Origin of the sequence: Pseudomonas sp. R43(2017) (assembly GCF_002112345.1) — a bacterium.
Taxonomy (GTDB): domain Bacteria; phylum Pseudomonadota; class Gammaproteobacteria; order Pseudomonadales; family Pseudomonadaceae; genus Aquipseudomonas; species Aquipseudomonas kribbensis.
Map to the genome: position 1 here is coordinate 136,110 of NZ_NEHJ01000010.1, position 23,061 is coordinate 159,170.

Below are 23,061 nucleotides of genomic sequence, written 5' to 3' on the forward strand. Positions count from 1 at the left end.
ACGCTGGATCATTTTTGGGGGGCGTTGCCGAGGCGCGCCCCTTTTTTGCTGATACAAGGATCTTCGCGATGTCGTTACACCCTGATCTGGAAGCCTTTCTCGACCTGGCTCAAGACAGCCAGGAGGCCGGTCTGCCGGCGCTGCACCAAATGACCCCGGCCCAGGCCCGGGATACCTTCGAACAGACCACCGCGCAGTTGCGATGGGCGGCGCCCGAAGACCTGGACGTGCAAGCCATCAGCGCGACCGCTCGGGACGGCGCGCCTTTGGCGCTGCGCCTGTATCGCCCGCACGGTGAGTCAGCGCCAATGCCGGTGCTGGTGTATTTCCACGGTGGCGGGTTTGTGGTCGGGAGCCTGGACTCCCATGACGGCGTGTGCCGCGAGTTCTGCCGGCGCACGCCGTGCGCGGTGCTCTCGGTGGGCTATCGACTGGCGCCGGAACACCGTTTCCCGACGGCGCTGGAAGACGGTGAGGACGCCTTGTCGTGGCTGGCCGAACACGCGGCGTCGTTGGGCCTGGACCCGGGCCGGGTCGCGTTCGGCGGTGACAGCGCCGGGGCCACGCTGGCCACCGTGCTGGCGGTGCAAGCGGTGGTCCAGCCGCATACCGTGGCCATCGCGCCCAAGGCTCAGTTGTTGTGCTATCCGGTCACTGACGCCTCGCGTGCCCATGATTCGCGGGCCTTGTTCAGCGAAGGCTATCTGCTCGAAGACGAGACGCTGGACTGGTTTTATGGGCATTACGCGCGCACTCCGGAAGATTATCTGGACTGGCGTTTCTCGCCGTTGCTGGCCGACGATTTGCGGGGTGTCGCCCCGGCCATTGTGGTGCTGGCCGGGTTCGATCCGCTGCTCGATGAGGGGCAGGCGTACGCCGACAAGTTGCGTGAGCACGGTGTGAGCGTCGAACTCGAGCATTGCCCGGGGCTGACGCACGACTTGCTCAGGCTGGCGTCGGTGATGCCCGATGTCCTGCAGGTACACGAAACCCTGAGCCGGGCGCTGCATCGCGCCTTGAACTGAGTCACAGGCCAGATCGCAGGCCAAAAAAAAAACCCCGCAATGCGGGGTTTTTTCATGGGCGCTGCAATCAGAAGTCGGCTTTGACCGACATTACGAAGTTGCGCGGATCGCCGTAGAAGTTACCGAAACCTTCGGTGCCCACAGTGGCGTAGTAGCGTTTGTCGAACAGGTTGTTACCGTTGAGGGCGACGGACCAGGTGTCATCGATGCGGTAGCCGATGCGACCGTTCCACACCGCGTAACCCGACTGGGTGATGTTGTCACCGCCCAGTGGCGAGGTGCGGTAGTTACCGCTCTGGGCGTTGACGCCGGCACCGATGGTAACGCGATCCAGAGGGCCGCTCAGGCTGTAGTCACCCCAGACGCGTAGCAGGTGGCGCGGCACGTAGGAGTTGTAGACCACGCCGTCCTGGGTGGCGTCGGCATCTTCCAGCACTTTGGTCTGGGTGTAGGTGTAGCCGGCCAGCAGTTGCAGGCGATCGATCACTTCACCGCTGACTTCCGCTTCGAAGCCCTGGGCGCGGACCTTGCCGGAGTTCAGCGAGCAGGAACTGTCTTCACAGCGCGGGTCATCCTGGGCCGCATCTTTCTGAATGGTGCGGAACAGGTTGAAGGAGCTGTTCAGGCGACCGTCGAACCACTCGCCCTTGATCCCCAGCTCGTAGCTCTGGCCGATCAGCGGTTTGAGGGTGCCGCCGTCGATGGTCTTGTAGCCGCCCTGCGGGGTGAAGATATCGGTGTAGCTGGCATAAGCGGTCAGGTTGTCGTTGAGATCGAACAACAGCCCGGCAAACGGGGTGACCTGTCCGGTTTCGGTGGACTTGGTGTTGACCGGGGTGCCTTCGCCGCGGAAGTACTGCACGGAGTCGGAGTCGGACTTGTACCAGCTGACACGGCTGCCCAGTACGAAGGTCAGTGGGTCGGCCAGTTTCAGGCGGGCGGTGGAGTAAACGCCGTATTGCTTGATGCTGATGTCTACCGGACCGCCCCGGGAGGCATTGGCCAGGTAGTAGCTTTCGTCAGGCTTGGGCAGGTGATGGTTCGGGTCCAGCACGTTCTGGCGCTGTGGCAGGGCCGCCACGGCGTAGAAGTCATCCTTGCGGGAGCGGCTGGCGTTGGCGCCGACGGTGATTTCGTGCTGCTGGCCGAACGCGTCGAATTTGCCGTCCACGTAGGCATCGAAGCCGTAGTCGGTCTGCTCGTAGTCGTAGATGCTCCCCAGCATCAGCGTGTTGGAGCTGGTGGCGCCGACCGGCACCGCGCCGCTCGGGAACGCGTATTCCATGTCCTGGGTGTTGCGCGAGAAGACCCCGGCCACTTTCAGGGACCAGTCGTCGTTGAACTGGTGTTTCACGTCGCCGAAGTAGGTGGCGCGTTTGCTGCGCTGATTGTTCCACGAGGTGTTCAGGCAGGTGGAGCGCTTGAGGTGCAGGTCGGAGCCATCGGCGTAGCGCGGCAGACCGCCCCAGCAAGGTGTGGCGTCGACGTCTTCATAGGCCATACCCAGGCCCAGGGTGGTGTCGGGGTTGAGGTCGAAGTCCAGGGCGCCGTAGTAGATCTGGTCCTTGCGGCTGGCCACGTCATAAAAGTACTGACGGGTCTGCTGGGTGACCACGGCGCGGCCACGGATGGTGCCGGCGTCGTTCAGCGGGCCGCCGGTGTCGACCTGACCGCGATAGTTGTCCCACGAGCCTGCCGAAAGCGACAGTTGGGTGTGCGGGGTGTTTTGGCCGCGCTTGCGCACGAAGTTGACGCCACCGGCCGTACCGCCTGCGCCTTTCATCATGCCGGCAGCACCGCGCAGCACTTCGACGCGGTCATAAATGGCCATGTCGCTGTTGAAGCTGTCGGCCTGTACGTAGCTGCTGCCGATGTCCAGCGGTACGCCGTCGTACTGGTACTGGCCGCTCATGCGGAAACCGCGGGAGTAGAAATACTTGCCGCCCATGGGCGAATCGTAAACGGTGATGCCCGGGGTCTTTTCCATCACTTGTTCGATGGTGTTGAGGTTCTGGTCATCCAGCATCTTGCGGGTCATGACCGTGACCGACTGCGGGGTCTCCTTCAGCGAGTGCACGCCCTTGCCGATGGTCACGCCGCCGGTGGTGTAGGAGTTGCTGCCTTCGGTGGTCTCTGTCAGGCGCTGGCCGTTGATGTTGGTCGGTGCCAGTTCCATCGCGCTGCCGGTGGCGGGTGCCAGCAGGGTCACGGTGTTGCCGTCACGCTGATGACGGATGCCGGTGCCCTTGAGCATGGCCGCGATTGCGCTGTCGTCTGCGTATCGGCCGCTGAGGGCGGTGGAACGCAGGCCTTGCAGGCTTTCCGGGCTGTAGATGATCTGCAGGCTGGTCTGTTGACCGAGCGATTGCAGGGCCTGGGCCAGTGGCTGCGCCGGGATGTTCAGGGTCCACTCCTGGGCCTGGACATACGGAGTGACGGCCATTGTCATTGCCAGTCCCAGGCCGGTGGTGGCCAGGCGAGAGCGGGTGGCACCGTGCATGAGCAGGGCTCGGGTCAGTGGTCGAAGCATGAAGCGGGATGCGGACATGTGATTAAGACCTTGGCAGGTATAGTTGTTAATGGTTCTTATTTGTCTGATTGAGACGAGGAAGCCGCGGTAAACCGGAAATATTTTTTCCGGTCTGGCCGCGGCTTCATCGATCAAGCGGTTTGCAGTTCGCTTTTGACCTTCCCGGCCTCCATGCGCACCAGTTGATCGGCGACGTCGAAGTAACGGTCATCGTGGGAAATCACGATGATGGTCTTGCCCAGCCGTTTCAGGTCGGGCAGCAGTTCGGTGTAGAAAATCCGCCGGAATGTCGGGTCCTGATCGGCCGCCCATTCGTCGAACACCAGCACCGGACGCTCTTCGAGCCAGGCATTGACCAGCGCCAGGCGCTTGCGCTGACCGGTAGACAGGTCGGTGGTGCTGAAGGCGCCGTCACGCACGCTGACCTTGTGCGCGATCTCCAGCCGTTCGAGGTAGCGGGTGGCGTCCTGCGGGACTTCGCGGTCACCCTGGATCAGGTCGTCGAACAGGTAGTAGTCGGCAAAGATCGTGGTGAAGTTCTGTCGATAGTCGTCGCGGTTCAGGGCGGTGATCGGCTGGCCGTTGACCCGGATTTCACCTTCGGTGGGCGCATACAGGCCCAGCAGGAGTTTGATCAGGGTGGTCTTGCCACAACCGTTCTCACCGACGATGAACACGATGTCGCCTTGCTCGATGCGCAGGTTGACCGGCCCGAGGCGGAACGGCTCGCTGCCGGGGACGGGCGGGAAGGCGTAGCGCACGTTGTTCAGTTCCAGGTGGCTGACCACACCGGGTTTGCTGCCGTGATCCTCCAGCAACAGGTGGGGCTCGGGCGAAGAGAACTGCTCGCTCAGTTCGGCAATCCGGCGGAACGCGATCTGTGCACGGCTGATGATCGGCAGCGTGCCGACCAGATGTTCCAGCGGGCCTTTCATGTACAGCAGCACCAGCACGAAACCGCTCATCACCGCCTGGTCACCGCTCGGCCAGAACGATTGCAGGGCCAGCGCCATGCCGATCACCACGAAGAACAGCATCGAGCCGAACGACTTGGCGATCACGAAGGTGTTGATGGAGCGGATCTGGGTGTCGCAGATCTTTTCCGCGGTTTTCTGGATGCCCGAGACAAACATGCGCTGGCGGCGCGGACGGTGGATGCGCAGTTCCTTGGCGCCTTCGGCAATCGCGTTGTAGTGCTTTTGCAGTTCGTCCTCGGAGTCGCGCGCGGCGTAGAAACCGCGCATGCCCTTGGCCCGGGCAATCGCCTGGATGGTGGTGCCGATGGCAATCGCCACCAGCATCATCAGGAACATCGGCCAGGACAGCATGGCCAGGTAGCCGAGACAGCCCAGGGTCACCGTCATGGAAATGGCCAGCGGTGCGAATGCAAAAGCGAAGTCGCTGATGGTGTCCACGTCATGGGTCAGCACGGGGATCAGGCGGTGGCTGCGGTAGCGCTCGATCTGGTCGATCGGCGCCGACAGCACCTTCTCCCCCAGCTCCTTGCGCAGGCGGGCGATGATGTGTTGACCGACATAGTTGGTGCCGATGTCGGACAGGATTGTGGTCAGCAAGGCCAGGGCGCACAGCCCGGCGAAAATCATCACCACGGTGCGGGTCAGTCCGTCGGACGAGTGCAAGGCGTTGTTGATGGTCGCCAGCAGCACGGTGACGCTCAGGCCGCCGATCATGCCGAGCACGATGGACACGCAGACAATCAGGCGGAAGGGCTTGAGCAGGGCGAACAATTCGTTGATCGCCCCACGCGTTGGCTTGGTCATGGAGGAATCCTGCTTCGGTGCGGAGGGAGTGCCGGTATGTAAGGAAAACGAATGGTCACGGGGTTTCTTTAACAACGACCGCAGACGGGCTGCGGTCGCTGACAGGCCGGATCAGAGGTCGCGCACTACGCGAAAACCGAGCCAGTCGCCCTTGCTGGTCGGCCAGCTGCTGTTGCGGTTGCCCGAGCGGGAAAACACCGGTGCTTCGCCCCAGTCGTTGCCGCGCATGACCTGGCGTTCGCAGTTCTCCTGGGTCCATGGACGACCGTCATCGGGCACGCCGGAGTAATCCTTGTGATAGCAGTCGGCGGTCCACTCGTAGACGTTGCCGTGGGCGTCGTACACACCAAAGGCGTTGGCCGGAAAGGTGCCGGCCGGGGAGGTGAAGTTGTAACCGTCGGCGGCGCCGTAAGTGTTGGCATGCTTGGAGATCTGGTAATCGCTGCCTTCATCGAACGGGAAGGGGAACGGGCCGGTGCTGCCGCCACGGGCTGCGTATTCGCGGATCGACTCGCTCGGCAGGCGATAGCTGTGGCCGGTCTTTTTCGACAGCCAGTCGATGTAGCCCTGGGCTTCGGCCACGTTCATGCACACGGCCGGATCGCGTTTTGTCTGCTTGAATTCCGGCTTGCCAGCGGTGCAGCGACGGCCCGGGCGATCATCGAAGTCATAGGGCTTGGCGCCGGTCTCGCGGACGTAGGCGTCCCACTCGCCGACCAGCACTTGAAAGCGGCTGATGGCGAACGGTCGGGTGAAGGTCACTTGATGGCGCGGGCCTTCGTCGGGTTCGCGGCCGACTTCGTCGTCCGGTGTGCCCATGGTGAAACTGCCGGTCGGCAGGACCACCATTTCCGGGCAGTCCTTGCAGTCCTTGAACACCTTGCCGGGGGCCGGCGGGGTGGCGGCCGAGGCAGTGCCGGGCAGAAGGGCCGCGCACAGGGCGGTCAGGGCCAGGGCGGGCAACGCCTTGAAGGCGGTTGAGGCATGAGGCTTTTTCATGGGTCGTCTCTGTGTAAAGGAAACCGGGGCGCAGGGTTCAGGCGCGCAGCGTCTTGCCCAGCAAATCGAGGAAACGGTCTACTTCGGCTTCAGTGTTGAGCAGGCCGGGCGCGGTACGGATCACCGGGCCGACGTCGCGGCTGACCGCATCGCAGACCACGCGGTTTTTCATCAGGCGGGCGGCGATGTCATCGCTGTCGCGACCCTTGACCCGGAAGAAACTGAAACCGGCGGAGAACTTCGGATCGACCGGCGTCACCAGTTCGATTCCTGGCTGTTCCTGCAAACGCTGTTTCAGGTAGCTGTTGAGCTGATGGATGCGGGCCTGCACGTCGGCCTTGCCCAGTTGCAGGTGCAGCTTGAACGCTTCGTCCACCGCCCAGCGGTGTTCGAAGGCGTGATAGCCGCCCGGCGTCATGGTGTTGGCGAAGGTCGTGGCTTCGGAAAAAGTCGGCACGCTAGGGCTGACGTATTTCACTTGGTCGCTGCGACTGCAGACGATCCCGGTGCCGCGCGGGCCGAACATCCATTTGTGCGTGCCGGCGATGAAGAAGTCGCAATTCATCTGCGGGAAATCCAGGTCTTCGACGCCGAAACCGTGCACGCCGTCGACCACGTAAATGATCCGGTCCTTGTCGTCCCGATTCCGGTTGTGTTCATCGACGAGGCGGGCGATGTCGCCGATCGGCAGTTTCACGCCGCTGCCCGAATGCACCCAGGTCATGCCGAGGACGCGGGTTTCGGGGCGGATATTGCGATTGATAGTGTCGAGCACCTGATCCATCGACACGTCTTGCGGGTTCTCGAACAACTTGAGTTTGCGCACCCGGGTGCCGTCGCGGGCGGTGCGGAAATCGAGGATGTTGCGGGTCGAGTAATGCTCGTGAACCGTGGTCAGGATTTCCTGGTCCGGACGCACCTGCACGCTGCCGTAGATCATTGCCAGACCTTCGGTGGTGCTGCCGGTGAGGGCGATCTGGCTCGGCCTGGCCTGCAGGTATTTGCCGGCCCAGACCCGCACGTTCTCCTCGCGTTTTTCGGTGACGCCCAGATCCCAATCCATGGCCAGGCCCGGATTGCGGTCGATGTCTGCACGGTAACGAGCGATGGCTTCACGCACGGGTCTTGGGTGTGAGGTGACGAGGAAGTTGGCGAAGTGGATCGACTGCGGATCCTGTTCGAACATCCCGCGCAGGGTCGTCCATTTGTCCTGCGGCGAGGCCTGCGGATCGGCCGCCCGGGCCGGTGCAGCCAGGCTGACGCCCAGCGGCAGGGTGGCCGCCAGTACGCCGGCCTGTTTCAGGAAAGTGCGGCGGTCGGTCATGGTCGGGTCGTGTCCTGGCGCGAGAGCAGCGCGGGTTTGGCGGCTTTCTGTACCTGTTCCCAGACCCGCAGGAAGTTGCCGCCCCACAGCTTGGCGATGTCCGCTTCGGAGTAACCGCGCTGGATCAGTTCGGCGGTGACGTTGCGGATCTCGCCGACGTTCTCCCAACCTTTGATGCCGCCGCCGTCGTTGAAGTCGGAAGCGATGCCGACGTGGTCGATGCCGATCTTGCGCACGGTGTAGTCGATGGCGTCGCCAAGATCCTTGAGGGTGGCTTTCGGCTCTTCTTCGAGAATCCCGTACAGGCCGCTGGCGTACTGACCAAGTTTCTGTTCCGACCAGGCAGTGATGATCGGGTCGCCCGGCATCAGGGCCATGGCCAGGTTCGGCAGTGGCGGCAGGTCGAAACGCGCACGCAGCGCGTTGAGCTTGTCCTGGGTGCCCTGGGTCAGTGGTTTGAGATATTGCGAGAAACCGACCACCTGCACCACGCCGCCGCTGTTCTTGATCAGCTGCAATTCCTTGTCGCTGAGGTTGCGCGGAATGTCCACGGCCGCTCTCGGCGCCGAGTGCGAAGCCACCAGCGGGGTGCGGCTCAGTTGCGCGACCTGTTCCAGGCCCTTGGTCGACATCTGCGAGACATCGATGATCACGCCCAGGTCATTGAGGCGGTGCACGGCCTGTTTGCCGATATCGGAGAGACCGTCGAGCGCATCCGGGGAGTCATTGAAAAACGGCAGCGGGCGCGAAGAGTCCGCCCAGCTGTTGTTGCCGATGTAGCTGAAGCCGAACATACGCATGCCGCGACCGGCCCACAGGTCCAGTTTGCTCAGGTCGTTGCCCAGCGGGTAGGCGTTGAGCATGCTGATGAAGATCGCAAACTTGCCTTCGCCGTGCAGTCGGCGGAAATCGTCAGGGGTGTAGGCGATGCCGACCTGATTGGGAAAGTCGCGCACCAGTCCGGAAATGATCTTGTAACGCACTTCCTGCTGATTGCGCGCCTCTTCGACGAAACCGTCGGTAGGGCGGTGTGGCGCGTTCGGGCCGTTCCACATTTCCGGCCAGCCGAACACGGTCAGTGCCGCGCCGGACAACCGCCCACGATTGGCCTTGATCAGGTCGAACTGCCCGGAGCCATCCTTGTCGGCTTCATTGCCGTGAGCGCCGAAACTCAGGGGCACGGTGATGTGGCTGTCGAAGGACAGGATCCGGTCCTGGAGTTCGGTGGCCTGTTTCATCACCTTGACCGGGTAGCCGGGGTTGTCCCTGAACCAGTAATCCCAGGCCAGGAAGCCTGCGCCGGCACTGATTGCCATGGCCAGCGGCAGGCCAATGTATAGAGCCTTTTTCGAACGCGGTTTTGTCATTGCCATCTCATTCAGGTTCGCCGTCGAGTTACAGGCGCAGGGGCCTTTGCTATCTGGGAGGAACGACTGAGGCGACAAAGAATTTAGCGTGGCGGCAAAACAACGGGCGAAGACAGCCGGGCATGACGAGGTTCTTTTCGGACAGCGATAAATTTACCGATCCAGCAAACGTTCTAGCTTGGATAAAGCCTGCTTCATGGCTGACACAGGTAGGGCAATGACGATCTCTCGACGCTGGTTCATGGCGGGCATGGCACTCACGGGCGCTGCGCTGCCTGCCGCTTTTTATGCACATCGTGAGCTGACCCGCGAGGAGGAGCCGATCACGCCGGGCGAGGCTACGGTCGATCTGGCGGACACCGCCGGGCAGCAACTGGCCGACAACCTGCGCGGGATCTGGGACATCCGCTTCACGGGGGCCAATGCCGGACTCGACGGCCTGCCCCGTGAAGGCCTGGAGTTGTTTCTCGATATTGCCCAGCGCGGGCGTGGTTTGCGCGGGTGTCTCGATACCGGCCCGCGCTTGCGCACCGACGCTTCGCCGCACTATGAAGTCATTGGCGATCTGGCCCCTGGCAATGGCGCGGAGCTTTACTGGCGCCTGATGCGTACGGACATGCCGCAAGCGCCGGCAGTCTATGAGTTCAGGGTCAAGCTGGACGAAGTCTGGGCGGCCTTCGGCAATGCCGGCAGCGGCACGTTTACCGGGCAGGTGCTGCGGCTGGACCGACCGCTGGCTCTGCCGGAACTCGACAATCGTTTCATCGCCATCAAGCGCCGCTTCCCCGAGGCCCGCGAGCGGACCGGCCTGAACCCGACATTGCTGGCGTGGCTGGTGTCGCCCGAGCATCGCCTGTTTCACCAGCTCTGGCATGCCTCGCGGGACAAGTGGCACAAACTGTCGGAGAAAAAACGCGACGCGTTGCGTGGCATCGGCTGGCAACCCGGCCCTCGGGACAAGGAGCGCGACGCGCGTGGCCCGCGCAAGGATCGCAACGGCTCGGGCGTCGACTTTTTCTTCATGCATCGGCACATGCTGGGCGTCGCCCGTTCGATGCAGGATCTGCCGTCGTGGTCGAGATTCCCCGCGCCGCAACCGGAGCTGGAACGTGACCGTCAGGGCTTTGCCCGCTACTTCGACAACCACGACGGCAACGCCTTGCCACCGACCTGGCTGGCGGAGGGCGATGACGAATACACAAAGTGGGTCAGTGACATCAAGGCCGCCGAGACCTATCACAGCAACTTCCAGGTCTGGGAGTCGCAGTACACCGATCCGCGCTATCTTTCGAAACTGACCCTCGGCCAGTTCGGCTCGGAAGTCGAACTGGGCCTGCACGACTGGCTGCACATGCGCTGGGCGTCAGTGGCGCGCGATCCTTCCAACGATATTCCGCTGCCGATGGCCCGGGATCAGGCGGATTTCGCGGCCCGTTGGTACGCCGCCGAAAACGACTTCCTCGGCGACCCGTTTTCCTCCCATGTGAACCCGGTGTTCTGGCGTTTCCATGGCTGGATCGACGACCGCATCGAGGACTGGTATCGCGCTCACGAACGCTTCCATCCGGGTGAAGTGAGCCGTCTGCAGGTCAATGGCGTGCCATGGTTTGCGCCGGGGCGATGGGTCGAGGTCGATGACCCGTGGCTCGGCCCGGACACCCATGGTTGCAGCACCGTTCCCGGCCTGCAGGTGGGGCGCTCGGTGGAGATGGATCCGGAAACCATGAAACTGGCGTTGCGCATCACTTTCGGCGATGAAAACAACATGGCCGATCTGTTCCGCAGGATTCCGCAGCGGCCGTGGTACGCCAGGCACCTGAAGGTCAAAGGGCGACAGCTCTGAAGACAAAAAAATCGCAGCCACCGGGCTGCGATTTTTTTTGCCTTGAACAGGGCTGTTTTCAGATCACTTGCCAGCCCCCGCCCAGTGCCTTGTACAGCGCAATGCTGGCCTGCAGGCGTGACAGCCGCAGTTGCACGTTCAAGTCCTGGGCGGCGTACAGCGTGCGTTGAGTCTGCAGCACCGTCAGCAGATCCTCGGCGCCGGCCTGATAGCGGCTCTGGGCAATATCGAACGCGGTCTGTGCCTGGCGCAGTTCTTCGCTTTGCCACTGACGTTGCTCATCGAGACCGCGAATGCTCGTCAGGGCTTTCTCGACGTCCGCAAAGCCATTGATGATCGCGCCGCGATAGGTCTCCAGCAGCTCTTCCTGGCGCGCCGTGGCCTTGTCGCGTTCGGCGCCGAGGCGACCGTTGTTGAAGATTGGCGCCACCAGGCCCGACGTCAGATTGTAGAAAGTGGTGCGCAGCAGATCCGCCGCGAGGTCGGCGCCGGTGCCCAGGCTGGCCGTCAGTGTCAGCTTGGGCAGCATGGCGGCGCGGGCAACGGTGACATCCGCCTGGGCGGCGGCCAGTTTTGCTTCGGCGCTGGCGATGTCCGGGCGTCGTTGCAGCAGGTCGCTGGGCACGCCGCTGGCAATGTCCGGCCATTGCAATTGGGCGAACGACTGCTTGGGCGATGGCAATTCCTGCACGGGTTGGCCGAGCAGTGCAGCCAGGGTGATCAGGGCTTCGCGCGCTTGTTGCTGCGTCAACGGCAGTTTGCGTTGTTGCTCGGCGACCAGGCTTTTTTGCTGGGCCAGCTCCAGCGCAGTGGCGCCGCCGGCGTCGTAACGGGTCTGCACCAGATGCATCACGCTCTGCGCATTGGCCAGGTTGAGTTCGGCAATCCGCGCCTGCTCACGCAGCGCCAAAGCCTGGGTGTAGCTGTTGGCAACGGCGCTTTGCAGGGTCAGTTCCACGGTTGAACGATCGAACTCACTGGCCTGCACGGCGAACACCGCGCTGTCCCGGGCGGCACGTTTGCCACCCCAGAAATCGATTTCGTAACTGGCGCTCAACTCGGCATCGTAATAATCCAGCGAGCGTTTGTTCGGGTTCACATCGAGTTGGCTGTAGCCTTTACCGTGCAGGAGTTTCTGCCGGTTGGCATTCAGACCGGCCTTGATTTCCGGCAGCAGCGGGGCGCCGGCGATGGTCGCACCGGCCTGGGCCTGGCGGACCCGGGCGACGGCGGCAGCCAGGTCATGGCTGCCCAGTCTTGCCTGATCAATCAGTTGATCGAGCTCCGAGCTGCCGAAGTGCGTCCACCATTGTCGATCGCTCTGGCTGGCGCCCGGATGTTCCGGCGATTGCCAGGTTGGCGGTGGTTGCAGGCCGCTGTCGGGGCGCGGCGCGGGGCTGCCGCAGGCCGCCAGCAAAACGCTGGCGGCGAGAAGTGTCAGGTGGGCTTTCATAGGTCGATCATTCACTGGTGAGGGCCTTGACCGGGTCGAGCCGGGCGGCCTTGCGGGCCGGCATGAAGCCGAAGATGACGCCGGTGGCCAGCGCGCAACCGAAGGCGCCGATCACGGCGATCCACTGGAACGCCATGGCCACACCGCTGAGTTGCAGCACACCGCCGACCAGCATCGCCAGACTGATACCGGCAATGCCGCCGACCACCGAGAGCATCACGGCTTCGGTCAGGAACTGGCGCAGGATGTCGCGCTGGCGGGCGCCGGTGGCCATGCGTATGCCGATTTCCCGGGTACGCTCGCGCACGGTCATGAGCATGATGTTCATCACGCCGATACCACCCACCAACAGGGAAATGGCGGCAATCGCCCCGAGCATCAGCGACAGCGTGCCCTGGGTGCGTGCCTCGGCCTGGATCATCGCGGCGTTGTTGGTCAGCTCGAAATCCTTCTTCCCGTTGTGCCGGCGCAGCATCGCTTGTTCGATGGCGTGCTCGGCTTCCTTGACCCGGCGCGCATCCCGCGCGGCAATCACCACGTATTCGGGATTGCGGCTGCCGAACAGGCGCATGCTGGCGGCGGAGTAGGGCACGGCGATCCGGTTGTCACTGTCCGAGTCGCCAGAGCTGGAGCCTTTTTCCGCGAGTACCCCGAGGACCTGGAACGGCACGTTTTCGATCAGGATGTACTGACCGACAGGATCGGCGACATCCTTGAGCAGCTTGTCGCGTACCTTGGTCCCGATCACCGCGACGGCCGCGGCGCTGTCTTCATCGGCCTGGGTGAAATAGCTGCCCTGGATCACTGGCCAGTTGAAGATGGTCGGGAAGTTGGTGTCGTTGCCGCCCACGTAACTGGTGTGGTCGGCATTGCCGAAACGCACGCCGGCGGTCGCACCGTTGACCGGCATGATGCGTTCAACCTGAGGCAGGGCGGCCAGTTCGGCGACGTCATCGAGGGTGATGATGCCCGGCGGTGTGCGCGGGTTGGGCGCCGCGCCACTGAGATAGATGATGTTGGAGCCGAATGCCCCCATCTGCGCCATCACCTGGCGTTTGCTGCCTTCGCCCACCGCCAGCATGACCACCACGGACGCGACGCCGATGACGATCCCCAGCAGGGTCAGTGCGGTGCGGAAGCGGTTGACCCACATGACGCGCCAGGCCGCTTGCACGGCATCCACCAGTTCGCCTTTCCAGGCGCCGCTCTGGGTGCTGCCGGTGGTCAGACGCTCGCGCAGATCCACGGCTTGCAATGTGCCGGAGCCGGCGGAGGATGCGGCAGGTGATTGCGGGTCGGCGGTATCGCTGATGATCAGGCCATCGCGGACTTCGATGATGCGCTTGGCGCGTTGCGCGACTTCGCGGTCGTGGGTGATGAGAATCACCACGTGGCCCTGATCCGCCAGTTCGTCGAGCAGGGTCATGACCTCGGCGCCACTATGGCTGTCCAGCGCACCGGTGGGTTCGTCGGCAAGAATGATATGGCCGCCATTCATCAGTGCGCGGGCAATCGACACCCGTTGCTGTTGTCCGCCGGAGAGCTGGTGCGGGCGGTTGCCAGTGCGGCTGCCGAGGCCCAGGCGGGTGAGCAGGGCGTGGGCCCGGGCGTGACGTTCTGCGGCGGGAGTGCCGGCGTAGATCGCCGGCATTTCGACGTTTTCCTGGGCTGAGCCGGACGGAATCAGGTGATAGCCCTGGAACACGAAACCGAACGCTTCGCGGCGCAGCCAGGCCAGGGCGTCGGTGTCCAGCCGGGCGACATTTTCCCCGGCAAACAGGTACTCGCCGCTGCTGGGACGGTCGAGGCAGCCGAGGATGTTCATCAGTGTCGATTTGCCGGAGCCGGAGGCGCCGACGATCGCCACGAATTCGCCGGCATGAATCGACAGATCAATGCCGCGCAGCACTTCCACCAGCGGGCTGTCGCCGCCGCCGTAGGCTTTGCGGATCTGCCGCAGGTCAATCAGGGGCGTTTGCATTCAGCCTCCGTTGCCGGTGGCCGGACTGCTCAGGACGTGATCGCCTTCGACAAGCCCTTCGAGGATTTGCGTGCGCAAGCGGTCGCGGATGCCGATCCGGACTTCCCGGGATTGAATCTCGCCATTGGCGGCGACGACCTGCGCCGATTGCCAGTCTGCACGGGCGCTGCGTTGCAGGGCGGCGGTGGGCACGGTCAGGGTGTTTTGTGCCTGCTGTGAAACGAAGAACACCTGGGCCGTCATGTCGGTCATCAGGCTGTTGTCGGTGTTTTCGACATCCAGCAATACCGTGTAAAGCACCACCCGTTCGCTGCCGCTGCGACCACTGGTGGGACTGGCGCCCTGACTCTGTTCGAGCGGACGCGGCGGCACCGGCAGGATCTGCCGCACGGTGCTGCTCCAGCGCCGGCTGCCGCCACTGAGGGTCGTGAAGTAAGCCGTCATGCCCGGCTTGACGTGACCGATGTCGGCTTCGGAAACCTCGGCCCACACGGTCATCGGGGAAAGCCGTGCGATCCGCAGAATCAGCGGGGTCTGCTGTTGCGCGTTGAGTGTCTGGCCTTCCCGGGCGCCCACGGCCACCACGGTGCCGGACATCGGCGCGTAGATGCGTGTGTAGCCAAGCTCGGCCTCGTCACTGCGCAGACTGGCCTGGGCCTGACGGATCTGGGCCTGGAACATGTCGATCCGGGCCTGGGTGGCGCGTACTTCGGCCCGGGCGGTCTGGACGTCTTCCTCGCGGGTAGCGCCCCCGGCGGCGAGTTTCTGCTGACGCTGGTACTTCTGCTGCGCCAGCTCATGCTGGGCGCGTTGTTCCTGCAACTGCGCCTTCAGGTTCTCGATGGAGAACCGGCCGGCGTCGAGCTTGGCCTTTTGCGTGGAGGGATCGATTTCCACGAGCAACTGGCCTTCCTTGACCACATCACCGGCCTCGACGTGAATTTTCTGGATCTGTCCGGACGCCTGCGCACCGACATCCACATAGCGACGTGGCTGCAGGGTGCCCAGGGCGGTCACGCTGTTTTCGATGTCGCCACGGGTCACTTGAACGGTGGCAAGCGTTTCACGACCGGGCGGCAGTACTTGCCACGCGGCAACCGCGATGACGGGGATCAGGCAAAGGGCAACGAACAGGGCACGGCGGGCGGGGAGGGGACGTTTCATGCAGGGTTCCGGCCAGTGGAATTCGGCCCGTCGTTCAGCAGGTGAACAGGTTCGGTCGGTCGCTGAACGCTGTCGCAAGGCACGACAGACACGGGGGAGCTGTCCTGTAAACGATGCATATGCAAGGGAATTTAACTGTTCACACACGAAGTTACAGGTTGCCGGAACGGGCTATTTGTCAGCGAAGGAGAATCACTACTTTAAATCTATATGAGAATTACTATAAATTACGCGCCTCACGTTGCCACCATCGTGCTACCGCTTCGCGGGGCCCGGAAAAACGGTGTGCTCAAGGACAGGACCCGCATTCAAGCGGCCGGGAGTCATGTTGGAAAACTACTATCGCGAGCTGGTGTGTTTCCTGAACGCCAAGCTCGGCAACCGACAGGTGGCCGAAGATGTGGTGCATGACGCCTATGTGCGGGTACTGGAGCGTTCCAGCGATACGCCGATCGAACAACCCCGGGCCTTCCTCTATCGCACCGCGCTGAATCTGGTGATCGACGATCATCGACGTAATGCCCTGCGTCAGGTTGAATCGCTGGAAGTGCTCGACAGCGAAGAGCGCTATTTCACCCCGTCCCCCCACAGCACCCTCGACCACGGCCAACGCCTGGACATGTTGCAACGCGCATTGGCCGAGCTTGCGCCGTTGTGCCGCGAAAGTTTTCTGCTGCGCAAGATCGAAGGCATGTCCCATCCCGAGATCGCCGAACGCCTTGGCATTTCCAAGGCCCTGGTGGAAAAGCACATCGTCAACGCCATGAAGCATTGCCGCCAGCGAATCAAGCAATGGGATGCCCACTGAAGCACCTGCGTTAAATTTTATTTCACTGTCCTCGTTCCTACTCAACAGACGACCTGTTGTCCTGTCCCGGGCCGGCCGGTCACCCAAGCTCTTCCTCCGCGCTGTTCGGGGGTTCATCCAGAGGACACTGGAAATGACACAGGCAATTGCATCGCCCATCGTTCACGATCTGATCGGCGTCGGTTTCGGCCCTTCGAACCTGGCGCTGGCCATCGCTCTGCAGGAGCGTGCCCCGACCTTCGGCGAGCTGGATGTGCTGTTTCTCGACAAGCAACCGACCTACAGCTGGCACGGCAATACGCTGTCGACCCAGAGTGAATTGCAGATTTCCTTCCTCAAGGATCTGGTGACCCTGCGCAATCCGACCAGCCCGTACTCGTTCGTCAATTACCTCAAGCACCACGGGCGTCTGGTGGACTTCATCAACCTCGGCACCTTCTACCCGTGCCGCATGGAGTACAACGACTACCTGCGCTGGGTCGCCGCGCAGTTCACCGAACAGAGCCGTTATGGCGAAGAAGTGCTGACCATTGAGCCGGTGCTGCACAACCATCAGGTCGAAGCGTTGCGGGTGATTTCCCGTGGCACCGACGGCCAGCAATTTGTGCGCACTGCGCGCTCGGTGGTGGTCAGCGCCGGTGGCACCCCGCGCATTCCCGAATCGTTCAAGGCGCTCAAGGGCGATGCCCGGGTATTCCATCACTCGCAATACCTGGCCGAGATGGCCAAACAACCGTGCGTCAACAACCAGCCGATGAGCATCGCGATCATCGGCGGCGGCCAGAGCGCGGCAGAAGCCTTCATCGATCTGAACGATTCGTTCCCGTCCGTGCAGGTCGACATGATCCTGCGCGGTTCGGCGTTGAAACCGGCGGACGACAGCCCGTTCGTCAACGAGGTGTTCTCGCCGGAATTCACCGACCTGATCTTCCAGCAGCAGAGCAGCGAGCGTGAGCGTCTGGTCAACGAGTACCACAACACCAACTACTCGGTGGTCGATATCGACCTGATCGAGCGCATCTACGGCATCTTCTACCGCCAGAAAGTCTCGGGCGTGGCACGCCACGCGTTCCGCACCCTGACCACTGTCGAGAAAGCCACCGCTACCGAACGCGGCATCGAACTGGCGGTGCGCAACAACGCCACGGGCGAAGTTACCGTGCGCATCTACGACGCCGTGGTGCTGGCCACCGGTTACGAGCGTCAGATGCACCGCAAACTGCTGGCGCCGCTGGAAGAGTACCTGGGCGACTTCGAGGTCGATCGCAACTACAAACTGATCACCGACGAGCGCTGCAAGGCCGGTCTGTACATGCAGGGCTTCTGCCAGGCCAGCCACGGTCTGAGCGATACGCTGCTGTCGATCCTGCCGATCCGTGCGGACGAGATTGCCGGCTCGCTGTATGAACATGGCAAGAACCGTGGGCACAGCCGTTCGGTGATGGATTTGTTGTTGGCCACTGCCAGCTGATGACTTCCTGACGACTCCCGCGCCGAGCGCGGGAGTCGTTTCCGGGTCAATCCTGAACCCTTCCTGAATGACCTCCACATCCCCCAACCTCATTCCTTTTACGGGTTTACTCTCCAGGCATCGGGGCGTAAGCTTCGCGCGTTTTCATCAATAGCGGAGACCCACAGTGGGTACTTGTTCGAGTGACAGTTGTCGGCCGGTCCTTGTAACCGGCAGATTCTCGGCAAGATAACGCGCATTCCTTTGTGCCGTTGTCTCGCCGAACAGCGAGCAGCGGCATCCCGATCATGGTCAGCTGAGACCATGTCCCGACGTCCTTCTCATCGACGCTGAACAGAGCGTGGTTTCGACTTCATTGTCGCAATCGCAGCCCTATCGACACGCCTGTCTTTTTTGACCGGCGCGCCAACCCTTGCCGTGCCGGATTTTTCGGTGCAGAGGGCTGGACGTACCTGCTTGACGGTTTCCCGGCTGACCATAGGGGCAACAGCCATGAAACTTACGCTCAAGGAATTTTTCGCAGGCTTCCTGCGGACCCGTCACATCGCCCGGCACTTCCGTCGTCTGGCCGTGCTGGAAAGTCTTCGCGACACCACGGTCAGCCGTGAAGTGCCGCCCACCCTGGCCAATACGCTGGTGGATGCCGCCCATTGCGACAGCGGCGTGCTGCTGTCGAACCTCGGCACTCACACCGACGGACTCACCGATTTCGAAGTCGATGTGCTGCGTGCACAGCATGGCCTCAACGAAGTCGAGCATGAGCAACCGCTGCCGTGGTGGACCCACCTGTGGCACTGCTACAAAAACCCGTTCAACCTGCTGCTGACCCTGTTGGCGGTGATCTCGTGGCTGACCGATGACCTGAAAGCCGCCACGGTGATCTTCTCCATGGTGGTGCTCTCGACCCTGCTGCGTTTCTGGCAGGAAAGCAAATCCAACCAGGCGGCCGATGCGCTCAAGGCGATGGTCAGCAACACCGCCACCGTGCTGCGCCGGGATGCACCGCGCACTGAACTGCCGATCAAGCAACTGGTGCCCGGCGATCTGATCGTGCTCTCGGCCGGCGACATGATTCCTGCCGATTGCCGGGTGCTCAGCGCCAAGGATCTGTTCGTCAGCCAGGCGGCAATGACCGGCGAATCGATGCCGGTGGAGAAATTCCCCCGTCAGGCGGATCGCGACACGCGCAACCCGCTGGAGCTGGACAACATCCTGTTCATGGGCACCAACGTGGTGTCCGGCACGGCGGTGGCGGTGATTCTCACCACCGGCAACAGCACCTATTTCGGTGCGCTGGCGCTGCGGGTCGGGGCAACCGATCGGGCGGTGACTTCGTTCCAGCAAGGCGTGAACAAAGTCAGCTGGCTGTTGATCCGCTTCATGTTCGTCATGGCGCCGCTGGTGTTGTTCATCAACGGTTTCACCAAGGGTGACTGGACCGAAGCACTGCTGTTCGCACTGTCGATCGCCGTAGGCCTGACCCCGGAAATGCTGCCGATGATCGTCACCTCGACGCTGGCCAAGGGCGCGGTGTTCCTGTCGCGCAAGAAAGTGATCGTCAAACGCCTGGACGCGATCCAGAACTTCGGCGCCATGGACGTGCTGTGCACCGACAAGACCGGCACGTTGACTCAGGACAAGATCTTCCTGGCACGCAATGTCGATGTCTGGGGTGAGGATTCCGATGACGTGCTGGAAATGGCCTATCTGAACAGCTACTACCAGACCGGCCTGAAAAACCTGCTCGACGTGGCGGTGCTAGAACACGTGGAAGTCCACCGTGAGCTGAAAGTCGGGACGGCGTATCGCAAGGTCGACGAGATTCCGTTCGACTTCAATCGCCGGCGCATGTCGGTGGTGGTCGAAGGCCACGGGCAACCGCATCAATTGATCTGCAAAGGCGCGGTGGAAGAAGTGTTGTCGGTGTGCACCCGGGTTCGTCACGGTGAAGTCGACGAAGCCTTGAGCGATGAATTGCTGGCGAGAATTCGTCAGGTAACAGCAGCATTCAACGCTGAAGGCTTGCGCGTGGTAGCGGTGGCGGCACGGTCGATGCCTGAAGGTCGCGACACTTACAGCCTGGGCGACGAGCAGGAACTGACGCTGATCGGTTACGTGGCATTCCTCGATCCACCGAAGGAAAGCACCGCGCCGGCGCTCAAGGCGCTGGCCGAACACGGCGTGGCCGTGAAAGTGCTGACCGGCGACAACGAGCTGGTGACTGCCAAGATCTGCCGCGAAGTGGGCCTGGCCCAGCAAGGCCTGTTGATGGGCAACGACATTGAACGCATGAGCGACGCGCAACTGGCGGTGGCCGTTGAAACCACTAACGTGTTCGCCAAACTGACGCCAACCCACAAGGAGCGCATCGTGCGCATCCTCAAGGGCAACGGTCATGTGGTCGGGTTCATGGGCGACGGCATCAACGACGCACCGGCATTGCGCACCGCGGACATCGGTATTTCCGTGGACAGCGCGGTGGACATCGCCAAGGAAGCGGCCGACATCATCCTGCTGGAAAAGAGCCTGATGGTGCTGGAAGAGGGCGTGCTGGAAGGGCGCCGGACCTTCGCCAACATGCTCAAGTACATCAAGATGACCGCCAGCTCGAACTTCGGCAACGTGTTCTCGGTACTGGTCGCCAGTGCGTTCATTCCGTTCCTGCCGATGCTGCCGATGCACCTGCTGGTGCAAAACCTGCTGTATGACATTTCGCAGATCGCGATCCCGTTCGACAACGTCGACGACGAAATGCTGAAACAGCCACAGCGCTGGCAGCCAGGGGATGTCGGACGCTTCATGCTGTTCTTCGGTCCGATCAGTTCGATCTTCGACATCACAACGTTCGCCTTGATGTGGTACGTGTTCGATGCCAACACCCCGGATCACCAGACCCTGTTCCAGTCCGGCTGGTTCGTAGTGGGGCTGCTGACCCAGACGCTGATCGTGCACATGATCCGCACGCCGAAGATTCCGTTCCTGCAAAGCCGCGCGGCCATGCCGCTGCTGGTGATGACCGGAATCATCATGGCCGTGGGCATCTTCCTGCCGATGGGGCCGCTGGCGCACTACTTCAAACTGCAGGCGCTGCCGTCGATGTACTTCGTGTTCCTGCCGGTGATCCTGCTGGCGTACATGGCACTGACCCAGGCCGTGAAAGGCTTCTACATCCGCCGTTTCGGCTGGCAGTAACAGGAAAAATTCCCCCCTTGTGGGAGCAAGGGGGGGCGTTTCAAGGAGTTCAACATGCAAGCCATCAACAACATCAACCTCGATTCGCTGCTCGATACGCTGGTCAGCCTCAGCGCGGCGTTCATTCTCGGCGGCCTGATCGGTTTCGAGCGCCAGTACCGGCAACGCACGGCCGGCTTGCGCACCAATGTGCTGGTGGCGGTCGGTGCAGCGATTTTCGTCGACATGGCCAACCGTCTCGGCGGGGCGGAAGGCGCGGTGCGGGTGGTCGCCTACGTGGTGTCCGGGATCGGCTTTCTCGGCGCCGGTGTGATCATGCGTGAAGAGGGCAACGTGCGCGGTCTCAACACCGCCGCCACACTCTGGACCTCGGCAGCGGTCGGCGCCTGTGCCGGCGCCGACTTGCTGGCCGAAGCCGTGCTCGGTACGTTATTCGTGCTCGCTGCCAACACGTTGCTGCGGCCGATCGTCAACAACATCAACCGCCAGCCGCTGGATGTGGTTTCGGCGGAAGTCACCAACATCGTCTACGTGATCGCCCGGCGCTCGCAGCAGACCGCCGTGTTCGCCTTGCTTGAAGCCGAGCTCGAACGCAGCAACTACCCGGCCAGTGACGTCGATGTACACGCCTTCGGTGCCGACGAAATCGAGATCGAAGCCACGCTCGCAACGACCTCGGTGGACGGCGATGAACTGGACGCACTGGTGAAGCGGATTTCAACGTCGAACCTGGTGGTGCAGGCGTTCTGGAGTCCGAGTACCACGGAGTAACCTGGCGAACGCCCATCGTCCGGCAATGGCATGGGTGGCCGTCAATCCGGATGAGTGACGGTTATTTTCGGAATAGTCCTACAGAGCATGCCTCGATGCTTGGGTAGTCTTGCCGCCACTTGAAGCGACTGGCGGGACTTCCACGATGGCCGACAAAACCTTGCGTATTTTGATCGCCGACACCCGGCACTTTCACCGGATGAAGATCGAGCGGATGTTCAATGCTCTCGATTACTACCGCATTGCGCCGGTGCAGAACTTCACCGAACTGCTGACACTGATCGATTATGGTCGCGAGCCGTTCGATGTACTGGTGACCGACTCTCAACTGGCAGGCGGAATGCCGGATCTGCACGGTTTCCTGTTCGATCTGGCGCAGGTCCGGCATGCGCTGGTCTACGGCGAAGCGCTGAACCCATCGGATGTTCCCGGATACTTTCGGCCAAAGATCACCAGCTGCAACGCCGCGCTGCCCTCAATGAGCGCCATCTCGCAATTGATGGCGTCGGTCGATGCTTCACGTAAGCGTTCATTGTGTATGTGTCCGGCAAAATCCCTTGCGTGATGGCGCGCCAAATCACAGATCGCCCGATGGCGCAACTGTCAGGTCTGACAGGTGTTTCGCCATGCGTCCCGTGCAACAGTTGTAGCGCAGCTACCCGTCGTCCCGTTCATGCAGGATCGGTGGCGTCATCGTCATGTATTCGCCCGGGAGTGGTCATGGATTCAGCATTGATCGTCGACGATCACCCGGTGGTTGTCGGTGCCGTCAGAATGGTTCTGGAGTCGCTGGGCTATAAACCGATTCATGTCGCTTCGAGTGGCGTCGACGTGGTGCCGATGATCCGTGCGCACGCGCCGAAACTGATCGTGCTCGATTTAAAGCTCAAGGGCATGGGCGGCCTCGAAGTGCTGGACCGGATCAACGCCCTCGGGCTGGTCTGCAAAATCGTGATTTTTTCATCGGCCGACCCGAACAGCTACCTGGTGCGTTGCCGACGTGCAGGTGCAATGGCTTTTGTGGCCAAGTCTGCCGAGTTGCAGCAGTTGCAGAGTGCGATCAAGGCTGTCCGTTCGGGTTACAGCTATTTCCAGGAATTGCCTGAAGTCAACGCAGGGCAATCCGGTGTGCACAGTGACGAGCGACAGCAGATCGAAGGATTGTCCAATCGCGAGTTACACATTCTCGTGCAATTGGCGCATGGCAAGCCCAACAAGGACATCGCCCAGGAGATGAACCTGAGCCACAAAACCATCAGTACCTACAAGACTCGCCTGATGCTCAAGCTCGGGGTCAGCTCACTGGTGGTGTTGCGCGAGTTTGCCAGACGCAACCATCTGCTGTGAGAGGC

General features: G+C 62.2%; 16 protein-coding genes. 8 read left to right on the forward strand and 8 right to left on the reverse strand.

Translation table 11 applies throughout. The features are described 5' to 3' along the window. Nucleotides 1–68 precede the first annotated feature (68 nt). Nucleotides 69–1,025, forward strand: coding sequence for an alpha/beta hydrolase (locus CAG02_RS25630; protein WP_085711962.1), 957 nt, complete (start codon nucleotides 69–71; stop codon nucleotides 1,023–1,025). A gap of 67 nt (nucleotides 1,026–1,092) precedes the next feature. On the opposite strand, the gene CAG02_RS25635 is transcribed toward CAG02_RS25630, so the two are convergent. From CAG02_RS25635 to pvdM, 5 genes are all read right to left on the reverse strand, one after another. Continuing rightward, nucleotides 1,093–3,573, reverse strand: a complete 2,481-nt coding sequence (locus CAG02_RS25635; protein WP_139831913.1) for a TonB-dependent receptor — start codon at nucleotides 3,571–3,573, stop codon at nucleotides 1,093–1,095. A gap of 113 nt (nucleotides 3,574–3,686) precedes the next feature. Next, the gene (locus CAG02_RS25640) at nucleotides 3,687–5,336 is read right to left on the reverse strand and encodes a cyclic peptide export ABC transporter (protein ID WP_085711964.1); all 1,650 of its coding nucleotides are present in this window, start codon (nucleotides 5,334–5,336) and stop codon (nucleotides 3,687–3,689) included. 111 nt (nucleotides 5,337–5,447) lie between these two features. After that, on the reverse strand, nucleotides 5,448–6,335 hold the full coding sequence (locus tag CAG02_RS25645) for a formylglycine-generating enzyme family protein (protein WP_085711965.1): 888 nt from the start codon (nucleotides 6,333–6,335) through the stop codon (nucleotides 5,448–5,450). A gap of 37 nt (nucleotides 6,336–6,372) precedes the next feature. After that, nucleotides 6,373–7,659: an aminotransferase class V-fold PLP-dependent enzyme gene (locus CAG02_RS25650; protein ID WP_085711966.1), complete on the reverse strand. Its 1,287-nt coding sequence runs from the start codon at nucleotides 7,657–7,659 to the stop codon at nucleotides 6,373–6,375. Next, nucleotides 7,656–9,026, reverse strand: a complete 1,371-nt coding sequence (pvdM, locus tag CAG02_RS25655; RefSeq protein ID WP_085711967.1) for a pyoverdine-tailoring dipeptidase-like protein PvdM — start codon at nucleotides 9,024–9,026, stop codon at nucleotides 7,656–7,658. Before pvdM ends, CAG02_RS25650 begins: the two co-directional genes overlap by 4 nt. Nucleotides 9,027–9,243: 217 nt before the next feature. On the opposite strand from pvdM, the gene CAG02_RS25660 reads away from it, so the two are divergent. Beyond that, on the forward strand, nucleotides 9,244–10,869 hold the full coding sequence (locus CAG02_RS25660) for a PvdJ/PvdD/PvdP-like protein (protein WP_085711968.1): 1,626 nt from the start codon (nucleotides 9,244–9,246) through the stop codon (nucleotides 10,867–10,869). Between the two features lie 58 nt (nucleotides 10,870–10,927). Here the strand turns inward: CAG02_RS25660 and CAG02_RS25665 are convergent, their stop codons facing one another. The 3 genes from CAG02_RS25665 to CAG02_RS25675 are packed head-to-tail and all read right to left on the reverse strand — an operon-like array spanning nucleotide 10,928 to nucleotide 15,467. Further along, nucleotides 10,928–12,322 (reverse strand): efflux transporter outer membrane subunit, encoded by a 1,395-nt coding sequence (locus CAG02_RS25665; RefSeq protein ID WP_085711969.1) that lies wholly within the window; start codon nucleotides 12,320–12,322, stop codon nucleotides 10,928–10,930. Between the two features lie 7 nt (nucleotides 12,323–12,329). Then, nucleotides 12,330–14,303 carry a MacB family efflux pump subunit gene (locus CAG02_RS25670; protein ID WP_085711970.1) on the reverse strand — a complete coding sequence of 658 codons (1,974 nt, stop codon included), beginning with the start codon at nucleotides 14,301–14,303 and terminating at the stop codon, nucleotides 12,330–12,332. Beyond that, nucleotides 14,304–15,467 (reverse strand): efflux RND transporter periplasmic adaptor subunit, encoded by a 1,164-nt coding sequence (locus tag CAG02_RS25675; protein WP_085711971.1) that lies wholly within the window; start codon nucleotides 15,465–15,467, stop codon nucleotides 14,304–14,306. A gap of 325 nt (nucleotides 15,468–15,792) precedes the next feature. Between CAG02_RS25675 and CAG02_RS25680 the strand changes: the two genes are divergently transcribed. The 6 genes from CAG02_RS25680 to CAG02_RS25705 all read left to right on the forward strand — a co-directional run bounded on the left by CAG02_RS25680 (nucleotide 15,793) and on the right by CAG02_RS25705 (nucleotide 23,056). Next, on the forward strand, nucleotides 15,793–16,275 hold the full coding sequence (locus tag CAG02_RS25680) for a sigma-70 family RNA polymerase sigma factor (RefSeq protein ID WP_085711972.1): 483 nt from the start codon (nucleotides 15,793–15,795) through the stop codon (nucleotides 16,273–16,275). 133 nt (nucleotides 16,276–16,408) lie between these two features. Further along, the gene (locus CAG02_RS25685) at nucleotides 16,409–17,746 is read left to right on the forward strand and encodes a lysine N(6)-hydroxylase/L-ornithine N(5)-oxygenase family protein (RefSeq protein WP_085711973.1); all 1,338 of its coding nucleotides are present in this window, start codon (nucleotides 16,409–16,411) and stop codon (nucleotides 17,744–17,746) included. 492 nt (nucleotides 17,747–18,238) lie between these two features. Beyond that, nucleotides 18,239–20,938: a magnesium-translocating P-type ATPase gene (gene mgtA, locus CAG02_RS25690; protein WP_085711974.1), complete on the forward strand. Its 2,700-nt coding sequence runs from the start codon at nucleotides 18,239–18,241 to the stop codon at nucleotides 20,936–20,938. Nucleotides 20,939–20,992: 54 nt separating this feature from the next. Then, nucleotides 20,993–21,709, forward strand: a complete 717-nt coding sequence (locus CAG02_RS25695) for an MgtC/SapB family protein (protein WP_085711975.1) — start codon at nucleotides 20,993–20,995, stop codon at nucleotides 21,707–21,709. A gap of 145 nt (nucleotides 21,710–21,854) precedes the next feature. Continuing rightward, nucleotides 21,855–22,274 (forward strand): chemotaxis protein CheY, encoded by a 420-nt coding sequence (locus CAG02_RS25700; RefSeq protein WP_085711976.1) that lies wholly within the window; start codon nucleotides 21,855–21,857, stop codon nucleotides 22,272–22,274. Nucleotides 22,275–22,429: 155 nt separating this feature from the next. After that, complete coding sequence (locus CAG02_RS25705; protein WP_085711977.1) at nucleotides 22,430–23,056, forward strand: response regulator transcription factor; 627 nt, start codon at nucleotides 22,430–22,432, stop codon at nucleotides 23,054–23,056. Nucleotides 23,057–23,061 lie beyond the last annotated feature (5 nt).

What these genes read in the sequence shown, in the direction of transcription:
- CAG02_RS25630 (WP_085711962.1), top strand. Translation starts at nt 69, where the DNA reads ATGTCGTTACACCCTGATCTGGAAGCCTTTCTCGACCTGGCTCAAGAC.
- CAG02_RS25635 (WP_139831913.1), bottom strand. Translation starts at nt 3,573, where the DNA reads ATGTCCGCATCCCGCTTCATGCTTCGACCACTGACCCGAGCCCTGCTC.
- CAG02_RS25640 (WP_085711964.1), bottom strand. Translation starts at nt 5,336, where the DNA reads ATGACCAAGCCAACGCGTGGGGCGATCAACGAATTGTTCGCCCTGCTC.
- CAG02_RS25645 (WP_085711965.1), bottom strand. Translation starts at nt 6,335, where the DNA reads ATGAAAAAGCCTCATGCCTCAACCGCCTTCAAGGCGTTGCCCGCCCTG.
- CAG02_RS25650 (WP_085711966.1), bottom strand. Translation starts at nt 7,659, where the DNA reads ATGACCGACCGCCGCACTTTCCTGAAACAGGCCGGCGTACTGGCGGCC.
- pvdM (WP_085711967.1), bottom strand. Translation starts at nt 9,026, where the DNA reads ATGACAAAACCGCGTTCGAAAAAGGCTCTATACATTGGCCTGCCGCTG.
- CAG02_RS25660 (WP_085711968.1), top strand. Translation starts at nt 9,244, where the DNA reads ATGACGATCTCTCGACGCTGGTTCATGGCGGGCATGGCACTCACGGGC.
- CAG02_RS25665 (WP_085711969.1), bottom strand. Translation starts at nt 12,322, where the DNA reads ATGAAAGCCCACCTGACACTTCTCGCCGCCAGCGTTTTGCTGGCGGCC.
- CAG02_RS25670 (WP_085711970.1), bottom strand. Translation starts at nt 14,303, where the DNA reads ATGCAAACGCCCCTGATTGACCTGCGGCAGATCCGCAAAGCCTACGGC.
- CAG02_RS25675 (WP_085711971.1), bottom strand. Translation starts at nt 15,467, where the DNA reads ATGAAACGTCCCCTCCCCGCCCGCCGTGCCCTGTTCGTTGCCCTTTGC.
- CAG02_RS25680 (WP_085711972.1), top strand. Translation starts at nt 15,793, where the DNA reads ATGTTGGAAAACTACTATCGCGAGCTGGTGTGTTTCCTGAACGCCAAG.
- CAG02_RS25685 (WP_085711973.1), top strand. Translation starts at nt 16,409, where the DNA reads ATGACACAGGCAATTGCATCGCCCATCGTTCACGATCTGATCGGCGTC.
- mgtA (WP_085711974.1), top strand. Translation starts at nt 18,239, where the DNA reads ATGAAACTTACGCTCAAGGAATTTTTCGCAGGCTTCCTGCGGACCCGT.
- CAG02_RS25695 (WP_085711975.1), top strand. Translation starts at nt 20,993, where the DNA reads ATGCAAGCCATCAACAACATCAACCTCGATTCGCTGCTCGATACGCTG.
- CAG02_RS25700 (WP_085711976.1), top strand. Translation starts at nt 21,855, where the DNA reads ATGGCCGACAAAACCTTGCGTATTTTGATCGCCGACACCCGGCACTTT.
- CAG02_RS25705 (WP_085711977.1), top strand. Translation starts at nt 22,430, where the DNA reads ATGGATTCAGCATTGATCGTCGACGATCACCCGGTGGTTGTCGGTGCC.